The 18243-nt window shown below is 62.4% G+C and carries 14 protein-coding genes; 6 read left to right on the top strand and 8 right to left on the bottom strand.

Going from position 1 to position 18243, the window contains the following annotated elements; translation table 11 throughout:
- Nucleotides 1-56: 56 nt before the first annotated feature.
- Nucleotides 57-1448 (top strand): hypothetical protein, encoded by a 1392-nt coding sequence (locus HMPREF3120_RS00885; protein ID WP_070421949.1) that lies wholly within the window; start codon nucleotides 57-59, stop codon nucleotides 1446-1448.
- 67 nt (nucleotides 1449-1515) lie between these two features.
- On the opposite strand, the gene HMPREF3120_RS00880 is transcribed toward HMPREF3120_RS00885, so the two are convergent.
- The 5 genes from HMPREF3120_RS00880 to HMPREF3120_RS00860 all read right to left on the bottom strand — a co-directional run bounded on the left by HMPREF3120_RS00880 (nucleotide 1516) and on the right by HMPREF3120_RS00860 (nucleotide 5639).
- Entirely contained in the window at nucleotides 1516-3081 is a 1566-nt protein-coding gene (locus HMPREF3120_RS00880) for a catalase (RefSeq protein ID WP_070449900.1), read from the bottom strand.
- Between the two features lie 102 nt (nucleotides 3082-3183).
- Nucleotides 3184-3900, bottom strand: a complete 717-nt coding sequence (locus tag HMPREF3120_RS00875; RefSeq protein ID WP_070449897.1) for a hypothetical protein — start codon at nucleotides 3898-3900, stop codon at nucleotides 3184-3186.
- 2 nt (nucleotides 3901-3902) lie between these two features.
- Nucleotides 3903-4109, bottom strand: a complete 207-nt coding sequence (locus HMPREF3120_RS00870) for a hypothetical protein (RefSeq protein ID WP_070449894.1) — start codon at nucleotides 4107-4109, stop codon at nucleotides 3903-3905.
- Nucleotides 4110-4362: 253 nt separating this feature from the next.
- Nucleotides 4363-5037, bottom strand: a complete 675-nt coding sequence (locus HMPREF3120_RS00865) for a rhomboid family intramembrane serine protease (protein ID WP_070449891.1) — start codon at nucleotides 5035-5037, stop codon at nucleotides 4363-4365.
- An 80-nt stretch (nucleotides 5038-5117) separates the two neighbouring features.
- Nucleotides 5118-5639, bottom strand: a complete 522-nt coding sequence (locus HMPREF3120_RS00860) for a peptidylprolyl isomerase (protein ID WP_070421945.1) — start codon at nucleotides 5637-5639, stop codon at nucleotides 5118-5120.
- 293 nt (nucleotides 5640-5932) lie between these two features.
- On the opposite strand from HMPREF3120_RS00860, the gene HMPREF3120_RS00855 reads away from it, so the two are divergent.
- Nucleotides 5933-6880, top strand: coding sequence for an endonuclease domain-containing protein (locus tag HMPREF3120_RS00855; protein ID WP_167594483.1), 948 nt, complete (start codon nucleotides 5933-5935; stop codon nucleotides 6878-6880).
- A gap of 170 nt (nucleotides 6881-7050) precedes the next feature.
- On the opposite strand, the gene metE is transcribed toward HMPREF3120_RS00855, so the two are convergent.
- Together metE and HMPREF3120_RS00845 are read right to left on the bottom strand one after the other, a co-directional pair.
- Nucleotides 7051-9300: a 5-methyltetrahydropteroyltriglutamate--homocysteine S-methyltransferase gene (metE, locus tag HMPREF3120_RS00850; RefSeq protein ID WP_070449888.1), complete on the bottom strand. Its 2250-nt coding sequence runs from the start codon at nucleotides 9298-9300 to the stop codon at nucleotides 7051-7053.
- 14 nt (nucleotides 9301-9314) lie between these two features.
- Nucleotides 9315-10253: a methylenetetrahydrofolate reductase gene (locus HMPREF3120_RS00845; RefSeq protein ID WP_070449885.1), complete on the bottom strand. Its 939-nt coding sequence runs from the start codon at nucleotides 10251-10253 to the stop codon at nucleotides 9315-9317.
- A gap of 283 nt (nucleotides 10254-10536) precedes the next feature.
- Here HMPREF3120_RS00845 and HMPREF3120_RS00840 point away from each other — a divergent pair, with 283 nt between their 5' ends.
- Nucleotides 10537-11169 carry a hypothetical protein gene (locus HMPREF3120_RS00840; RefSeq protein ID WP_070449883.1) on the top strand — a complete coding sequence of 211 codons (633 nt, stop codon included), beginning with the start codon at nucleotides 10537-10539 and terminating at the stop codon, nucleotides 11167-11169.
- 39 nt (nucleotides 11170-11208) lie between these two features.
- Here HMPREF3120_RS00840 and HMPREF3120_RS00835 read toward each other — a convergent pair whose 3' ends face one another.
- Nucleotides 11209-11772, bottom strand: a complete 564-nt coding sequence (locus tag HMPREF3120_RS00835; protein ID WP_070449881.1) for a TetR/AcrR family transcriptional regulator — start codon at nucleotides 11770-11772, stop codon at nucleotides 11209-11211.
- Nucleotides 11773-11863: 91 nt separating this feature from the next.
- Between HMPREF3120_RS00835 and HMPREF3120_RS00830 the strand changes: the two genes are divergently transcribed.
- The 3 genes from HMPREF3120_RS00830 to HMPREF3120_RS00820 are packed head-to-tail and all read left to right on the top strand — an operon-like array spanning nucleotide 11864 to nucleotide 16079.
- Nucleotides 11864-12478, top strand: a complete 615-nt coding sequence (locus HMPREF3120_RS00830) for an ATP-binding cassette domain-containing protein (RefSeq protein WP_070421939.1) — start codon at nucleotides 11864-11866, stop codon at nucleotides 12476-12478.
- Complete coding sequence (locus tag HMPREF3120_RS00825; RefSeq protein WP_070449878.1) at nucleotides 12475-14568, top strand: YhgE/Pip domain-containing protein; 2094 nt, start codon at nucleotides 12475-12477, stop codon at nucleotides 14566-14568. The genes HMPREF3120_RS00830 and HMPREF3120_RS00825 overlap by 4 nt, the downstream gene beginning before the upstream one ends.
- On the top strand, nucleotides 14565-16079 hold the full coding sequence (locus HMPREF3120_RS00820; RefSeq protein ID WP_070449875.1) for a cutinase family protein: 1515 nt from the start codon (nucleotides 14565-14567) through the stop codon (nucleotides 16077-16079). Before HMPREF3120_RS00825 ends, HMPREF3120_RS00820 begins: the two co-directional genes overlap by 4 nt.
- Nucleotides 16080-18243: the final 2164 nt, after the last annotated feature.

Genomic DNA, 18243 nt, shown 5'->3' with positions numbered 1-18243 from the left:
GAGTTAAATCTCACCTCAACGTTTTCAAAGGAAAAGTCACCGAGAAAGGACCGCCCGTGCGCGCAATCCGTTCCGCCGTTGCAGCACTCGCAGCCGTCGCCATCGCCGGCTCCGCAGTCACCGCAACCGCTCAAACCCTTGAAGAGTCCTATCCGGAGACTCCGGCAACCAACGATGCTCTGCCGATCATCCACACCTACCGTGGTTCTGACCACCTGAAGGCCAACGTCCTCAACCCACGTCCGGTCTGCAACTCCACCGAGGACTACCGCACCGTCGTGTACAAGGTGAAGGACAACTTCCTGCCGGTGGGCACCATCTCCACCACCAACCTGTCCGACAAGGCCATCCCGCTGTCCCAGGATCTGTCCCGTACCCAGTCCATCTCCGCGTCCGTCAACGGTTCTAAGACCGAGACGATCACGCTCGGTGGCTCTGGCTCCAAGGACGGCCTGCAGGGCAACATCGGCTACTCCCTGGCCAAGTCCCTCGGCTGGGACGTCTCCGGCTCCCTGAGCTGGTCCGTCGGTCAGCAGATCGGCCCGTACGAGGTGCCGGCAGGCAACACCGGCGAGGCCACCTACGGCTTCCGCACCGTCACCATGACCGGTACCCAGCAGCGCTGCCGCCCGAACGGCACCTGGGCCACCCCGACCGCCTGGATCGCCAATATGCCGGTCAAGAACGAGGTGCGTGTCAAGAACTACGCCACCCCGGCCGGCTCCTGGGCACCGAACAAGGGCGCACAGGTGACCACCCCGGTGGACAACCCGAACCCGGCGTACAACGAGGACGTCAAGAAGATCGAGACCGGCGCGAACCTCGATGACGTTGACAAGGTTGAGGACGACAAGGCAGCAGACGTCACCAACAACGACATCACCGACGAGGGCACCAACATCATCGACGAGGTCGAAGAGACCAACACCGGTGAGGTTGAAGAGGTCATCGAAGCAGAAGAGAACGCTGTGCGCGAGCTCGACCTGCAGCCGCACTTCACCACGTCCACCTGGAAGGCTTCCGGCTTCGCAGGCTCCGTCGCACTGCGTGTGAAGAACGTTGGCGACAAGCGCTACTGGGGCGAGTTCCCGGCCGTCACCTTCCGCGTTGAGGTCGGCACCTTCGCCGGCCCGGAGGGCGTCGACCGCTTGATCACCACCACCCGCTACAACGGCTCCCACGTCCGTGACCTTGGCTACGACTTCGACCGCAACGTCCGCGTCTTCGAGGTCACCCTGTCCAACCCGGTCAACGCTGGCGACGACATGCTGCTCGCCGGCTTCTCCTTCGGCGACGGCAACACCAAGGAAGGCCGTCTCCACAACACCCTGACCGTCACCCAGACCGGCCGCCTCGCAGGCGACACCTCCCTGTACAACGACCAGAAGGTGTCCTCCCTCGACGCAACCACCTCTGACTTCGGTCGCCAGGTCCGCGGTACCTTCTAAACCCTTCTAAAACCGCGAAGCTGACAAAGCCCGTTGAGTCTGCTGACTCAACGGTCTTTATCTTGCGCTAGTTGTTCTGTGCCGCGCGCTTCTTCGCCAGCGACTCACGAACCCTGGTCTCAAGGTCCGCGTCGACCTTGCCCCAGTACTCGTAAACGCGCTCCTCGACGTCCTTGTTCTTAATCGCCATCATCTTGTTGGTGATGTTGTGGACGAAGCGCTCCTTCTCCCCGTCGTCGAACACGTCGCGGTAGAGCGTGCCAGCCTGGCCGAAGTCGTCGTCCTCCGCGTGCTTGACGTACGCAGCACGCACAAGGTCAGTACCCTCCGGATCCGGGTTGACGTAGAGGTTCTCCGCCTGGCCGTAATCGGTGAAGTTGGAGGAGGAATCCTCGCCGTTGTCCAAGTAGCCGGCGCCCTTGTCGGTGCGGTTCGGCGAGTAGTTCGGCTCATTCTCCTCGTTGAAGAAGTACGCCATGGAACCACGCTCCGCGTAGGTGTTCACCTCGTTGATCGGGCGGTTGACCGGCAGGTCCTTGTAGTTCGTACCGATGCGGTAACGCTGCTGATCCGAGTAGGCAAACACACGCGCCTGCAGCATACGGTCCGGCGACAGACCCACACCCGGCACCAAGTTCGCCGGATCAAGCGCAAGCTGCTCGATCTGCGCGTGGTAGTTCTTCGGGTTGCGGTTCAGCACAAAGTAGCCAACCGGGATCAGCGGGTAATCCTTCTGCGACCAGGTCTTAGTCAGGTCGAAGGGGTTGAAGCGGTAATCCTTCGCCTCCTCGAACGGCATGATCTGCACCTTGACGTCCCAGATCGGGTAGTCGCCCTCTGCAATCGCGTTGAACAGGTCCGCACGCTGGAAATCCGGATCGGTACCGGCCTTCTCCGTGGCCTCCTCGTCGGTGAAGCACTCCCAACCCTGACGAGTCTTGAAGTGGTACTTCACCCACACCGGCGTACCTTCCTCGTTGATCCACTGGAAGGTGTGGGAGCCGAAACCATCCTGGTGGCGCGACGTCTTCGGGGTGCCGCGGTCGCCCAGGAGGTAGGTCACCTGGTGTGCGGACTCCGGGGTGCGGGTCCAGAAGTCCCACTGCATCTCGTCGTCACGCAAGCCCGAGTTCGGCTGGCGCTTCTGCGAGTGAATAAAATCCGGGAACTTCATGCCGTCGCGCAGGAAGAACGTCGGGGTGTTGTTGCCCACGATGTCGTAGTTGCCGTCCTCGGTGTAAAAACGCAGCGCGAAACCATGCACGTCACGCCAGGTATCCGGCGAGCCAGCCTCACCCGCGACCGTGGAAAAACGCGCCGCCATCGGCGTGACGGTGCCGGGCTGGAACAGCTTCGCCTTCGTATACTGCGACACATCCTCCGTGATGTGCAGCTCGCCAAACGCGCCATGACCCTTCGCGTGCGGAATCCGCTCCGGAACGTTTTCCCTGTTGAAGTGGGCTAACTTCTCGATCAGGTGGACGTCGTTAAGCACATTCGCCCCCTGACGACCCTGCGTCACCGAAATGTTCTCCGACGCAACCGGCTGACCACTCAACTCAGTGGTACGGCCCTTGCCCGCAGGACGCTCGCCCTTAGCGACGATCTCCTCCGCCTTGCTCTTGTCAGTCACGACTTGCTCCTTACTTCACTGTTGTTGACATGTACCCCTCCCAGGGTAGGTACTTCCGCATGAACCGGTTGCCGAAACATTCGTAAGCAGCCTCGACGGTGGCTACCAAGTACGTTTTCTACGCTTCTCTACGTCGCCACCAGAAGGTGGCTCCACGTTGTAGCCGAGGTCTCGAAGCGCCTCCGCTGCCTCCGCAGGATGATCCCGAACCGCAGCGCGGAGCTGCTTGTCCAGCCACCCCTCTCGCGACTGCAGCAATTTGCTCTCCCACCCAGGTTTTCCTCGGAAGCCACATTCGCGGACAACGAAATATAAGAAGTCCTCCAGTGAAGGACGGAACCGTCGCCCTCCTACGGGAAAATGCAGGGCTTGTAGGTCGCCTTTGCGCCTGTCCTTGGCCTTTGTTCCCTCGAAGTTCGCCATAAGGGCAACACTTAACAACCCGGAGATCCCCGAAGAGTGAATGTGCGCCGTGGGGGCAGAGGTATATCCGCGTTCATACTCGAATCTGATACCAGGTGAAGTGCGGACGCGGATCTCGAACTTGCTTCGATCGACGGCCAAATACTGTTCGCCTGAACCGATCGCGAGCTCATATTCGATAAAAACCTGATAGATCGCACTGTAATCAGATTTCGAAACCCCCTGGTCAGACTGTCCAGATCCGTAAACAAGTGGCAGTTGAAAACTACCGACAACGCGATCTTCATCCGTATTGGATTCGGCGTTGTACCGAACGTCGCGAATGGACGCGACTGGCAATACATCAAGCGCCAAGTCGAGTGCCTGCTGCAGGAACTCTACAGCCTCTTTCTCCACGCTTAACGCTCCCCGAGAAGTGACTCCACCCTGCGCAACTCGTCGTAGATGTCTCGCTGCTCGTAGGTGAACCCGCCTGACCAGGCAAGCTCCTTCAGCACGTCATCAGATGGCAACGCAACCCCCAAGGATTCAGTCAACTTCGCACGCAAATCGCGTTGGCGTGCTCGCAGCTCTGCATTGGTAAAGCGGCGCACTTTCAGCTTCATGAGAATCACCTTCTTCCTATTGGCTTTGATCCTAACCAACGGCAGCGACATTGCTCTCCCGTTATTCGAACACTAACTATCCACACCTGTGGATAACTCTGTGCACAACTCCACAGGCACCGTGGATGTGCTGGGGATTATTCGAAAATCCCAGGTAATTTCGGCGTGTCGTTTTCGCTGTTCGACGTGTCGTTCGAGGAACAACACGCGTGTAGTTCTCCACATTGTGGATAACGTTTGTGGATAACTCCGGTTAGTACACAGGGATCGTCGACGGCAACGTCAACACCCACACCACCGGCACCGCAGCCACCAACGCCGAACACGCCGCCACCCACCGCGTGCGCACATTCGGCGAGGTCAGCCACCACCCCATCACCGCACCCGCAACCAACCCACCCAAATGCCCCCACAGCGACACCGTCGGCGACATCAGCGAATACACCACGTTCACCGCCACCAGGGTGAGTGGGGCGCGCAGGTCGGTTGATCGTCGATAAGCAACTGCGATGAGCACCGCCATCAGCATGTACAACGCCCCCGACGCGCCCGCCGTCGGCGTTGTGAAATTAAACGCAAGCACGCTAATCGACGACCACAGCACCCCCGCGCAATACGCCACCACAAACGGACCCGACCCCACAAAGCGCTCCACCTCCGCGCCAATGAACACCAACATGAACATGTTCAACGCAAGATGCGTAATGTCCAGGTGCAGAAAACCCGCGCTCAACGTGCGCAAATAGCCCCAGTCGTACACCAACGGGCCGAACAGAATCATCTGCTCCCCCACCGGCGAATCCCAAATCACGTCCATCACACTTCTCGACTGCACCGCCGTCACCACAAACACCAACGTGCACAACGCAGCAATGACAGAGGTGGCCGGCGCATTCTTCAACGTGTTCTTCAGAGCGTTGGGGAACATGGCCTTCAGCGTACTTCGGGCACGAAAAAGCCCCCGCCAACTGGCAGGGGCTGATCGAGGCGTGTCTCGGGCGTGTCTTCTTACTTGACCTCGACCGAGTTGATCACAACGTCCTCAACGGGACGGTCCATGCGACCGGTCTGAACGTTCGCGATCTCGTCGACAACCTTCTTCGACGCCTCATCCGTGACCTCACCGAAAATGGTGTGGCGGTTGTTCAGCCACGGGGTGGCGTCCACGGTGATGAAGAACTGGGAACCGTTCGTGCCCGGGCCCGCATTCGCCATAGCCAGCAGGTACGGACGATCAAACTGCAGCTCCGGATGGAACTCATCCGCGAACTGGAAACCCGGGCCGCCCGTGCCGGTGCCGGTCGGGTCGCCGCCCTGGATCATGAAACCCGGGATGATGCGGTGGAAAATCGCACCGTCGTAGAACGGGCCCTCGGTCGTACCCTGGGCGTTCTTGGTGGCGTACTCCTGCTCGCCCGTCGCCAGGCCAGTGATTACCTCAACCGTCTTCGGCGCGTGGTTGCCAAACAGGTCAATCACGATATCGCCGTGGTTCGTGTGCAACGTCATCGTTTGTGTCTTCTGAGTCATGCCGACCAGGGTACGCGGAATCGTCCGCGGGCGTTCGCCGGGTCGGCGGTTGGGCGTGCCGGGCCGTCTTGGTGTCCTGGGCTGTCCTGGGCTGTCCTGGGCGGTCCAGGACTTTGATCGCAAACCCAGCGAACCAATCCCAGCGAATCGTCGAAAATTGCCGATTCGCTGGGACTGGTTCGCTGGAAACTCGATCGGAGGCCTCGGCTAGCACGTTGCTCTTGTGCATCGGCTCCCCAGCGGATACTTTTAATCCAGCATCATAAACCGGGGGTCATATGGTTGGGGAAAAGTTGACGCAATTGCTCGTCGGCCAGGCGGTCGCCGAGGCGGAAGCATGCGTAAAAGTTGCATCGCGTCGATACGTGCGCCTCGAAGCGTGGAACGCGCTGCGGCCGTACGAGCGCGAGTACTTACGCTGCTACGCAGCAGGTTCATCGGCCCATCGCTCGGTGTTGGTGAGTCGCTCGGCCGCCCGCCTACTGAACATGTGGACCATCCCGGACGGCAAGGAAGTCATCGAGCTCGCACAAACGCACGGTACGCCACCATCCACGAAAGACTGGCCCGACGGTCTGCGTTACCGTCACATGCGGATCCCTGAATCGGACGTCTACTGCATCCACCGGACCGACTGCATCGGTGCGGACCGAAAAATACAGGTGACAAGCCCAGAGCGCACCGCGATCGACATCGCGCGGTTTCACGGCGTGCGTCAGGGCGCGGTCGCGATGGACTGGCTTCTAAGCTTCGGCACCCTCCAAGAAAAGCGGAGACGATGGGAGACCATCCAAGCCAAAATTGCCCGTCTCAAGGGAAAACGAGGGATTGCGAACGCACGGCGGGCACTCGAACTTGCGTCTCCTTGGTCAGAGTCACCGTACGAAACCCTCCTGCGTGTGATTCTCCACGAAAACGGTATTGAGGTGGAGATGCAACTGTGGATCGGACCAGATTTCCGAGTCGACCTGATCTGGGGAAACCTCGTTATTGAGATCGATGGCCTCGATAAGTTCGAGAACAAGCCTCACGATGCCGTCCTCTCTCAACTCAAGCGCGAAACTTGGATTCGTGAGCAGGGATACGAGGTCATCCGATTTTTCACACGGGAGATACTCCGGAATCCGGAGGAATGCGTCCGCCGGATACGGGAGGCGAAAGCACGGGCAGACAAGCGCGGTGAGCCGCAAGTCGCCGCGACCCGGCAACGTCCAAGGCAACGCCAATCCCGATTCCCGTAAAGCGCGCCGCGCCGCACCCCTGAAACGAAAGAAACCAGCGAACTACACCCAGCGAATCGCGGTTTTCGGGCGGTTCGCTACAACTAGTTCGCTGGAAACTCGAAGCGGGGCGGGGGCACCGGCGCACCGGCGCACCGGCGCGGCAGAGCACGCCCCGGCGCGACCGGAACCTACAGGCCGGCGACGACCTCGTCGCGGGCGGCGACCAGGTTACGCAGGGACGGGTCGACCTCGGCGTAGCCGCGGGTCTTCAGACCGCAGTCCGGGTTGACCCAGAGGCGCTCGGTCGGCACATTCTTGAGCGCGGCACGCAGCAGGCCCGCGATTTCCTCGGTGGACGGCACGCGTGGGGAGTGGATGTCCCACACGCCGGGGCCGATTTCGGAGTGGAAGGTCTCGTCGATATCTTCCAGCAGTTCCATCTTGGAGCGGGCTGCCTCGATGGAGGTGACGTCGGCGTCGAGGCCGGCGACAGCGTCGATGATCTGGCCGAACTCCGAGTAGCAGAGGTGGGTGTGGATCTGGGTCGACGGCTTCGCGTTCAAGGACACGAGGCGGAAGGCGCGGACGGCCCAGTCGAGGTAGGAGGCGCGGTCGTCGGCACGAAGTGGCAGCAGTTCGCGCAGGGCCGGCTCGTCGATCTGGATGACGTTGATGCCGGCTTCCTCGAGGTCGGCGACTTCGTCGGCAAGGGCGACGCCAATCTGGTCAGCGGAGACCGAAAGCGGCACGTCGTCGCGCTTGAAGGACCAGGCCAGGATGGTCACCGGGCCGGTGAGCATGCCCTTGACCGGCTTGTCGGAGAGGGACTGGGCGTATGCGGACCAGTCGACGGACAGGGCCTTCGGGCGGGAGACGTCGCCGACGACGATTGGCGGACGGGTGCAGCGGGAGCCGTAGGACTGGACCCAGCCGTTCTCCGTGACGACGAAGCCGTCGAGGAGTTCGGCGAAGTACTGGACCATGTCGTTGCGCTCGGCTTCGCCGTGGACGAGGACGTCGAGGCCGATCTCTTCTTGCAGTTCGATGACCTGCTTGATTTCGGCCTTGAGGGCTTCCTTGTAGTCGGCGTCGGAAAGGGAGCCTTCGCGGTGGTCGGCGCGGGCCTTGCGGATTTCCTGGGTCTGCGGGAAGGAGCCGATCGTGGTGATTGGCAGGGTGGGCAGCTTCAGTTCTTCGCGCTGGATCTTGATGCGCTCTTCGAAGGCCGGCTCGCGCTTGACTTCGCCTTCCGGCAGCTTTGCGACGCGGTCCACAACCGCCTGGTTGTGAATCGTCGTCGATTCTGCGCGGGTGCGCACGGCGCGGTCGGACTGGGCGAACGCCTCGGCTGCGGCCTCCGGGCCGGCGACAAGTGCCTGGATCTCGGCGAGCTTCTCGTCAGCAAACGACAGCCACGGTGCGACCTCAACCGGCAGGTTGCGCTCGGCCTTCAGCGTGTGCGGCACGTGCTGCAGCGAGGTGGAGGTGGAGACGGATACCCGGCGGCCGAGGGATTCGATGACCTCGGTGCGTTCGCGCAGGTTGGCGGCCCAGACGTTGCGGCCGTCGATGATGCCGGCGACGAGGTGGGTGGTCTCCGGGATGGTGGTGCGGATGCGCTCCGGGTAGCCGGCGTCGGCGTCGAGGGTCCACGGGGCAAGGTCGACGTGCAGCGCTTCTACGCCGAGTTCGCCGAGGACCGGCAGTGCCTCGCGGGCGGAGCCGTACGGGGTGGTCAGGTAGACGTTCGGGCGACCCTCGCGGCCGAGCAGGTCCGACCACGCCTCGCGCAGGTACTTGGCAATCTCGGCGTCCGGGGTCGACAGGTCTGCGACCACGGCCGGTTCGGCGATCTGAATCCACTCCACGCCGGCATCCTTGAGGGCGGCGAAGACGGTGGCGTAGGCGTCGACAAGCGCTGGCAGCAGCGACCACTCGGCAGGCTTGGACAGCGCAATGAGGGTGACCGGGCCAACGAGGAACGGGCGAACCTTGTGGCCGGCCTCGGCGGCTTCCTCGACGATGTGCAGGATGCGCTCCGGCACGGCCTTAATCTCCTGACCTGCCTCGATCTCCGGCACGAGGTAGTGGTAGTTGGTGTCGAACCACTTGGTCATCTCCAGCGGCACGCGGGTGGCGTTGCCGCGGGCGAGGGCGAACTCCTCGTCGAGGTCGGTGCCGCCCGGCACGAGGCCCACGGTCAGCGCGGTCTCGAGCACCTGGTCGTAGAGGGCGACGTCGGCGGGGATGGCGTAATCCTCGGTGAGGCCGAGGTCGCGCAGATGGTTGTAGTTGTTCACGCGGAGGGCGCGGGCGGTGGAACGGAACGTGTCGGCGTCGATACGCCCTGCCCAGTAGCTCTCAAGCGCGTGCTTCAGCTCGCGGTTCGCGCCGATGCGCGGGTAACCCTCGATGGTTGCCTTGGGGAAGGTGGTCATGGTTTGTCCTTTATCTATTGGATGCCGATGCGGTCCAAGAAGTCCCGCGTGACGGCCAGGTTGTTGTGGGTGTACACGTGGAGTCCGCCGGTGCCGGCGTCCAAAATCTCCCGCGCAAGCTTGGCGGTGAGTTGCATGCCGGTTTCGTATTCGTCGTCAGCTTCGAGCAATTGCTTCTCGACGACCTCAGGCACCTCCAACCCCGACAACTCACCCATCCGGCGCACACGCTTCAGGGAAGTCATCGGCATAATCCCCGGAATCAACGGGATACGCACACCAGCCAGGCGTGCTACCTCGACAAAGTCCAGGTAATCCTGCGCCTCGAAGAAGAGCTGTGTAATCGCGAAATCGGCACCCAGGCGCTGCTTAGTCAGCAGCACATCCAGGTCATGGTCGAAATTTCGCGACTCCTCGTGCCCCTTCGGGTAGCACGCAACCGACAGCGCGAGCTTGCCGGCGGCGAGGCGAAACGCCTCCTCTTCCTGCACTTCCTCGATGAGGTTGAGCAGGTCGGTGGCGTACTGCAGGTAGTGCTCCGGCATGCCCGTTTCGGGCAGGTCGCCGCGGAGTGCGAGGAAGCCGCGCACGCCGGCGTCGATTAGCGTGCGGATCCACTCGGTGAGCTCCTCGCGCGTACCCGCCGTGCAGGCCAGGTGTGCGATCGGGCGCAGGTCGGTGGTTTCCGCAATCCGGGAGATCACCGCGGCAGTGCCTTCGAGCCACTCGCTGCGACGCGAGCTGGTCACGGAGACGTAATCCGGGTTGTAGGCGGCCAGGCCGGCAATGAGTTCGTCCATCTTGGCCACGCTGTCGGAGGGGCGCGGCGGAATGATCTCGAAACTCAACGCGGTGCGCTGGCGCTTCGGGCGGGGGCGGCGGATCACCGGAGCGCCCTCGCGGTCGATGGGTGCCGAGGCGGAAAGCCGGGTCGAAGGGGAGGCTTCGAACATGGCGGACCTTTCTCTCGGCTGGCTGTCATCGGGACTTGTTGCACCGTGGTTAAACGGTGACTTGAAACTTATGTTGCCCGTTTCCGCGCCACAATCAAGGTTGTCTATTTTGCCCGTTTGCGCAGGTCATGCGGCTGGTTTTCGTGAATGTAAATACCGCAAACTGAACCGCTTGGTTCATTTTTGCGTAACGCTTGGTACGGAGCCGTTCTGCGGGGGCTTCGCTACGCTAGACACCGAACCAATCGAACAAAACTTGAACCCGCTAAACAAAGGAGCCCACATGAACCTCAGGACCATCGGCATGGCCTACGCCCTCGCAAACCAAGGCCTGAAGTACTTCCGCGACCAAAACGACAAACGCGAGCGCGACATTTACCAGTCCCTCATCGACACGCTTAAAGACGGCGACCTCTCCGACCTCACCGACAAGTTCGACCGCGACCAACTCCAGGAGCTCTACGGCGCCGCCCGCGCCGAAGCCGGTGAAATCACCCGCAAGGCCCACGAGCGCCTCGACCGCCGCCGCGCCGCCTTCGACGCCGACGCTCCCCTGCGCGCCGCCCAACTCGCCTTCCTTAAAGACCACGCCAAGGAGAAGAAGGACGAAGGCCGCAGCGTGCTCGGCACCATCGGCTCTGTGATCAAGTGGTCGACGCTCAGCGCCGTCGCCGCAGGTAGCGCATGGGCTGCGTGGGAGTTCTTCCTCAAGGACAAAATCGCTGAACTTCGCGACGACTCCCCCGCCGACCTCGACCTCGTCTCGGTTGCCGAGGGCGGCGCTGGTCGTGCTGGCGGTGCTGGCGGTGGCGGGACCTCCACGCTGGTCTACTCCACCACTACCGAGGACGACCGCGAAGCACGTTCGGCCGACGATTCTGACGATTCCGCAGGTCGCCACCGCCTGGAGGACTAGCGCCACGTCCCTTCCGGGCCCAGCCCCGTTCCCGAACGCCTATACGTTCGCGCGCCAGCCGGCCATGAGGTGGCGGACGAGGCGATCGCGCACGTCGGGGAGCAGATCGGCCAGGGGTGAGGCAAGCGGTCGGGTGGCCACGATCAGTTCGGTGGCGAGCTGCAGCGCGGTTTGGCCGGGGGCGACGATGTTGTGGGGCACGGCTTCGTCGATAAGCAATTGCACGTTGTGCATGAAGGTCTCGCGGCGTTCGACGATGATGCGGGGGCCGTCAGCGGAGGGTTCGGCGGCAAGGGCGGTGGCGAGCATGCCGACGCCGGAGTCGACGATGGCCCAGACGAAGCGTTCAAAGCTGCCTTGGGGGTCGTTGTCGAAGTCGGCGAGGGTGCCGTTGAGGAGGGTTTGGAGGTTGTCGATGTAGACGACGGCGCAGGCGTCGTAAAGCGATGCGCGTGAGGGGAAGTGGCGGTAGAGGGTGGCGATGCCTACTCCGGCGTCGGCGGCGATGCCTTCGAGTGTGATTTCGGAGCTGGGGCGGGTTTGGATCTGTTGGAGTGTGGCCGTGATGATTTGGTCGCGTTTTTTGCGGGCGTCTGCACGCATGGCACTCCCCACTCTGGGTTTGACAGTGATTGAATTGGGGAGCACCATATCACGAGTTAAGTGATAGTCCACCCTACGGTTAGGGGACCGAATGTCTGCAATCCTGTCGGTACAGGGCCTTGTGCTGCGCAGTGGTGACGAGCCGGAGTCGTTCGACATCGGCCGCGGTTTGACCCTGCTCAACACGGCGCGCGAGTCCGATTCGACGCTGCTCAGCCTCGCGCTGGCGGGTCGCTTCCGCCCTGCAGAGGGCACGATTCTGCTTGACGGCGAACCGACCACCCACCACGACCGCTTCCGCGATATTGCGTTGGCGGGCGTGCCGGAGATCGACTCGATTGATCGTCTGGTGCGCGTGCGGGATGCGGTGCGGGAGCAGATTGCGTGGTCGCAGAGTTTCTTCAAGCGCACCCCGCGCAGCCCGGAGGCGATTAAGGCGCATCCGTACGTGGAGAAGTGGTTGGAGCCGCTGCAGTTGGAGGAGCTGGATCTGCTGGCCAAGGTCGGCGACATTACTCCGCTGGAGCGCTTCCGCTTGCGCGTGTTGCTTGCGTTGATTTCGCGTCCGGAGGCGAAGTTGCTCATTGTCGACGACATCGATCAGGTCCGTGACATGAAGTTGCGCAAGTTGCTTCTTAGCGACCTCCGCGGCGTCGCGGTCCACCTTCCCGTGATGGTGAATACGGTCAATGAGGAGGGGCTATGAGCGGCCTGCATATCGGAACCGATTTCCGGAAGTTTTTGAACGGCAAGCTCCCACCGCTTGCCCTTGTTGCCATCATGTTGCTGCCGTTGCTGTTCGGTGGCTTGTTTGTGTGGTCGTATTGGGATCCACTGGGCAATTTGTACAAGTTGCCGGTTGCGTTGGTGAACTCGGATGAGGGTGAGAACGGCGACCAGGTGGTTGACGAGCTGTTGGAGCAGCGTCCGTTGGATTTCCAGTTGGTCAGTGCCGAGGAGGCCAAGGAGGGCATTGCTAACGGCACGTATTACCTGGGTATGGAGATTCCGACGAACTTCTCTGAGGCTGTGACCAGCGTGAAGTCAGAGGATCCACATTCGGCGAAGATCAACATCACCTTGAATGAGACGAACGGTTTCATCCCGACAGTGTTGGGCGATAAAGCCGGTGAGGCGGTCGCGGTTGCGGTGTCGAACTCGGTTGGTGAGAAGGTGGTGGACCAGCTGTTCGTCGGCATTAATACGTTGTCGCAGGGCGTGCAGGACGCCGCAGATGGCGCGGGCAAGCTCGACGACGGTGCGAATAAGGCCAAGGACGGCTCGCAGAAGCTCAACGATGGCGGCACGAAGCTCAACGACGGTATCCAGCAGCTCAATGACAAGGTGCAGCAGATGCCGGGTGCGGTGGGCAAGCTCGACGGCGGTGTGGCCAAGTTGCAGGACGGTGCGGCGCAGCTTAATGACGGCATCACCACCGCATCCGGCGGCGCCTCCAAGCTCTCTAACGGCCTGGATCAGTTGCAGGCGGGTACCCAGCAGTTGGGTGCCGGTGCGACGAAGATCGCAGGTGGCGTGGATAAGCTCACCGGCTTTGCTGGCACGTTGAACCAGGCGCAGGCGGCGTTGGCTGACGTCAATGCGAACCTGGACCGCGTGATCGCGGATCTGGACCGCTCCCCTATCCCGGGCTCGAACGAGTTAGCCGCGCAAGCCCGTGGCGTGAAGGCACAGTTGAACGCTGGTCCGCTGCAGGCGGTGCCGGGCAACGACCTGGTTGGCCAGTTGATGCAGTTGCAGGCCGGTGCGCACGAGTTGGCCACGCAGTTGTCTGATCCGACCGCGCAGTACCGCGGCGGCGTGGATAGCGCCGTAGCGGGTGCCCGCACTCTTGCGGAGGGTCTGGCCCGCCTGCAGGACGGTTCGGGCACGCTGCTGGCCGGCATTACGACGCTGAAGGACGGTACGTCGAAGTTGGTCGTCGCTGCGAATACGGCGACGGATGCGACCTCGAAGTTGGCGGCTGGCTCGAACCAGTTGGTGGTGGGCCTGGGCGATTTGAACGACGGCCTGGTGAAACTTTCTGACGGCACCGGCGAACTCTCCATGAAACTTGCGGACGGCGCCAAGGAAGCCCCGAAGTGGGAAGGCGAACGCCTGGACAAGGCGATCCACGCCGCCGCGGATCCGGTGACCCCGCAGCACACGGGCGACAGCGTGACTTACTTTGGTAAGGGTTTGAGCCCGTTCTTCCTGGCCCTGTCGCAATGGTTCGGTGTGCTGATCACCTACATGATCATGAAGCCGTTTAGCCGCCGCGCCATCGACTCGGGCGTGAGCGCGTTCCGCGTGATGCTGTACACGATGATCCCTTCCGTGATCATTGGCTTTGCGCAGTCTGTGGCGCTGTGGGTGGTGCAGGTTGGTGTGCTGAAGGTGGAGCCGCAGCACCCGGTGGCGCTGTTCGGCGTGTTGGTGTTCGTGTCGTGGGTGTTTATCTCCGCGATTATGGCGTTGAACACCACGTTGGGCCCGGCGCCTGGCCGTTTGGCCACGATGGCGTTGATGTCGCTGCAGTTGGTGGCGTCGAACGGCCTGTATCCGCCGGAGGTGCAGCCTGGGTTTATCCAGTGGGTGCACACGTGGGACCCGATGCGCTATTCGGTGGATTTGGTGCGCTACGCCCTGTTCGGTGCGCCGTCGTATGACCCGCGTCTGTGGACTGCGCTTACGGTCCTGTTGTTCGTGGCGGCCCTGTCCATCGCCCTTACGTGTTTCGCGCTGCGGAAGCGTCGCACGATGGCGTTCAAGGACCTGCACCCCGAGTTGACGGTGTGAGACGCCCCCTAGCCATCCTGCTGTCCGCCGCGCTTGTGCCGCTCGCGGTGCCACAGGCGCAGGCGTTGCAGTTGCGGTGCCACCCCGTGCATGTGATTCAGGCGGCGGGGTCCGGGTTTTCGCATTCGTGGCATCCGTCCGCGCGCGAGTCGCTTTTCGACGACACCTCCTCCCCCGCCGACGACCTCCAAACCCGCTTCGGCGCCCGGACGGTGTCCACGTTTCAGGTGAAGTACCCGGCCTCGCTGGGCCGCTTCAGCGTGTTCGGTACCTCGGGCAACGTCCCGGAAGGCACCGAGGCGGCCACGTATGGGGAGTCGGTGCGCTACGGCCGGGACGTGGCCACCTTGGAGATGGAGACCGTGGCCCGGCATTGCCCCGGCACCCGGTTCATTTTGATCGGCTACTCCCAGGGCGCCCACCTGGTCGGTGATGCGGCGGCGGAGGTTGCCGCCGGTCGCGTGCGGGGTGTGGGTGCGGATGACATCGCCGCCGTCCTTCTCTTCGCCGACCCCGCCCGCGCGCCGCTGGGTGACCCGGCGCCGCAGCAACCTTCGCGCCTCTACGCCGAACCACCTGCGGGCGTGCGCGGCCGCAACGGGGAGACGGTCCAGACCGGTGGCACGATGCTCAACCCCGCGTTCGAGGGCCTCGCCGGCACCCGCACCACGCCGTTTACCGGCCTGGAGGGCAAGGTGCTCTCCCTGTGCAACGGCGCGGACATGGCGTGCGCGACCGAGCCCACGAGCCCGCTGCGCACACTTGCGGATGTGGCCATGCGCGATGTCACACCCGGCCCCTTCAACGCCATCACCGGCATCCGCGTCGCCCGCTACCGCGACTTACGCGCGCAGGGGCTGCCGGTGCCCGAGGCGTTTGAGCAGTCGGGCCTCTCACTTATCGACGCCACCCTCATCCCCCAAATCATCATCGAAGCCACCACCGCCGCCACCGCCCTTGGGCAGCACGCAGCGCGCACCAGCACCACTCCCCCAGCCGAACAAGCCGCCATCGCGCTGCTCGCCGCACTGCCGGAGTTGGCCAAGGAGGGCGTGACCTGGCCGTGGTTGTTCCAGGCGCTTGAGCCTCTGCGCGATCAGGCGGCGCAATTGCTTGACGACGACACCACCGCCTGGCTCGATCTCACCCTCGAAGTGTTTCGCACCATCCATGCTGTGGAGCAGTTCAGTTGGCAGCTGCATCGCCTCGGCGTGATCCCCCGCACCCCAACCGGCACCGAAGGCCGCCAGGCCTGGGCGCATGGTGCGGTGGCGGCGTTGTGCGGGCAGGTGCTGGATGTGACCGGCCTGCGCGCCGCTTACGAGGATCCCCAGAACGCAGTGTTGGTGTCGTCGGCGCAGCGTGCAGGAGATTTCGGGCCGCGGCACATGTCGTATTACAAGTTGGGCTTCACCGACATCCCCGGTGGGTTCAAGGTGGGCGGCCAGACGGGTTATGACTATGCGTTGGGGTGGCTTGACCGGGTGGTTCGTGGGGTCGTCGCAAAGTAAATGCGCAAGAGAAAACCCGCCGGGCTTTCGCCTGGCGGGCTAGCTCACTGCGGGTTTACTTGTCCTCAGCGGGCTTGTTCTCTTCGGTGCCCTTGTCCTTGGACTCCGGCATCTTGTCGGAGGAGCCCTTCATCAGGGTCTCGTTGCCGGTCGCCTTGCCCACCATGTAGGAGGAGGTGTACTCACCTGCACCACATGCGCGCATGACGCCGTCGACTGCCAGGAGGCCGAGGGTGATCGCACCCAGAGCGCCGGCTGCGAGGCCGATCATCTGCGGGTTCTCGATAGCGAACGCACCCTGGATGCCAGCCGCACGCTGTGCACGGTTCTCGTCGTGGATGCCCAAACCGCGTTGGATCTGGTCGTTCGCCTGACGGATTGCCGCGTTGACCTGGGCGGAGACCTGCTCTAGGCCCGGGATCTGAACCTGCGACAGGATACCCAGCGGGATAGCCAGCAGCAGCGGCGCGGTCATGCCGACGATGCCGGCGATGCACGTGCCGTCGAGCTCAGAGGAACCCTTGGTGGTCTGGTTTCCGGTCTCACCGGTCACCTTGACATTGAGCTTCAGGGTACGGACGTAGGACTGGTTGCCATTCTTGTCAACCAGGACGTACTTCAGGCTGTCGCCAGGTGCGCCCTGATCGGTCTCGACAACGACCTTGCCGTCCTTTTCCTTGACGCTCTTGACCTTGCCGCCGTTCTCAACCGGAACGAAGCTCTTCACACCATCCGGCAGGGTGATGGTGATCGTGCCGGTGGTCGGGTTGTTCGTGTATTTGATCTCCGGCAGATCTTTGTTCGTACCAGTGGACTTGCCGTTGGAGACCAGCGTTCCAGACTCTGCAGTGTCCACCGGAACAATGTCCAACAGGATCGTGCGCAGAACGGTGCCTTTGCCGTCACGCTCTTCAACGCGGATGACCTGGCCGACGGTGTCCGGCTTCGCAGTGACGCGGAAGTTGCCGTCCACCGTGCTGGTGGTCACGTACTCGCTGCCCGAGGTGATGAAGAACTTACCGCCATTCTTCATCGGCGGGATGTCGGTGTAGCCGGTAACCGGGATCACCGAACGCTGCTGACGGTTGGTAGAGACGCGGCCCTGTACGACGTTCACCGTGTAGCGGTTCAGCACAGAACCGTTGGAGTCGCGCTCTTCAACGACGCCGGACTTGCCTGCGGCGTCAGCCTTTGGCTTGAGGATCCACTCGCCATCGGTGGTCTTCGGCTCCTGGAAGAACTCGCCGCCCTCAACGAGCAGGAAGCTGTTCTTGCCGTTGACAAGGGTCGCACGGAACTCGGAGTTCGTGGAGACGGTGTAGGTGGACTCGCCCGACTTCGGAGCGACCATGTTCAGGTGGTACTCGGCCCAAACGCCACGGGCGTCCTTGACCTGGATCTTGACCAGACCAGTCTTGTCTGGCATACCCGTGATGATGAACTGGTCGTTCTTCTCATCGCGCTCGATCTTGACAAGGTCCTTGCCCTCGGTGATGACAGCCTCGTCGTCCTTCGCGCCCGGAATGCGTGCGGTTGCGTTCCAAGCCATCTCACGCTCGAGCGGCTTGACCTCAGCGTCGCGGCCCGGGGTCACGTTGATGGTGTAGCGCTCGAAGACGAAGCCCTCGTCCGTGAGGTTCTCCAGAACGATCTTGCCGTCGGCGTTGCGGTTGAACTCGATCTTCACCGACTTGGTATCACCGGTCGGCAGCGAGTTCTCGTCAACAACGAGCTTCTTGGCCTCGTCCTTGTTGTCATCGACAACACGAAGGTTCGTGCCTTCCAGCTCGAGCACGTTGTCGGAGGTGACATCGTATTCGAGGTTGCGGACCGGAGCCGGGGTGACGTTGTAGGTGAACTTGGTGATCTTCTCGTACTTGCCGTTGGCGTCGTCCTTGAAGTTGAGCGCGGTCTCGAGAACCTGGACCTGGCCCTTTGCACCCGGCTTGAACACGAGCTTCCAGTCGCCGTCCTCCGCAATCTTCGACTTCTCGAAGTCGATGATGCCGTCGTATTCCTTCTTGTAGTGCTCGAGCATCTTGTCGAAGGAGTCGAACTTCTGGTCAACGTCGAAGGTGAAGCGGTTCGAAACCCGCCCATCGCTGTTTACTTCGTTGTAGCCCAGGGTGAGATCCACAACCGCGCGGTCGACGATGTTGCGGGG

The sequence above is a fragment of the Corynebacterium sp. HMSC11D10 genome, from assembly GCF_001806995.1.
GTDB classification, from domain to species: Bacteria; Actinomycetota; Actinomycetes; order Mycobacteriales; family Mycobacteriaceae; genus Corynebacterium; species Corynebacterium coyleae.
The sequence above is the reverse complement of the archived record's forward strand: the minus strand, read 5'-3'. Positions and strand labels throughout refer to the sequence as shown.

Bases quoted from the DNA above. Each gene is read 5' to 3' on its own strand.
- HMPREF3120_RS00825 (WP_070449878.1), top strand. From the start codon at position 12,475: ATGAGCGGCCTGCATATCGGAACCGATTTCCGGAAGTTTTTGAACGGC.
- HMPREF3120_RS00860 (WP_070421945.1), bottom strand. From the start codon at position 5,639: ATGACTCAGAAGACACAAACGATGACGTTGCACACGAACCACGGCGAT.
- HMPREF3120_RS00845 (WP_070449885.1), bottom strand. From the start codon at position 10,253: ATGTTCGAAGCCTCCCCTTCGACCCGGCTTTCCGCCTCGGCACCCATC.
- HMPREF3120_RS00830 (WP_070421939.1), top strand. From the start codon at position 11,864: ATGTCTGCAATCCTGTCGGTACAGGGCCTTGTGCTGCGCAGTGGTGAC.
- HMPREF3120_RS00870 (WP_070449894.1), bottom strand. From the start codon at position 4,109: ATGAAGCTGAAAGTGCGCCGCTTTACCAATGCAGAGCTGCGAGCACGC.
- HMPREF3120_RS00840 (WP_070449883.1), top strand. From the start codon at position 10,537: ATGAACCTCAGGACCATCGGCATGGCCTACGCCCTCGCAAACCAAGGC.
- metE (WP_070449888.1), bottom strand. From the start codon at position 9,300: ATGACCACCTTCCCCAAGGCAACCATCGAGGGTTACCCGCGCATCGGC.
- HMPREF3120_RS00835 (WP_070449881.1), bottom strand. From the start codon at position 11,772: ATGCGTGCAGACGCCCGCAAAAAACGCGACCAAATCATCACGGCCACA.
- HMPREF3120_RS00865 (WP_070449891.1), bottom strand. From the start codon at position 5,037: ATGTTCCCCAACGCTCTGAAGAACACGTTGAAGAATGCGCCGGCCACC.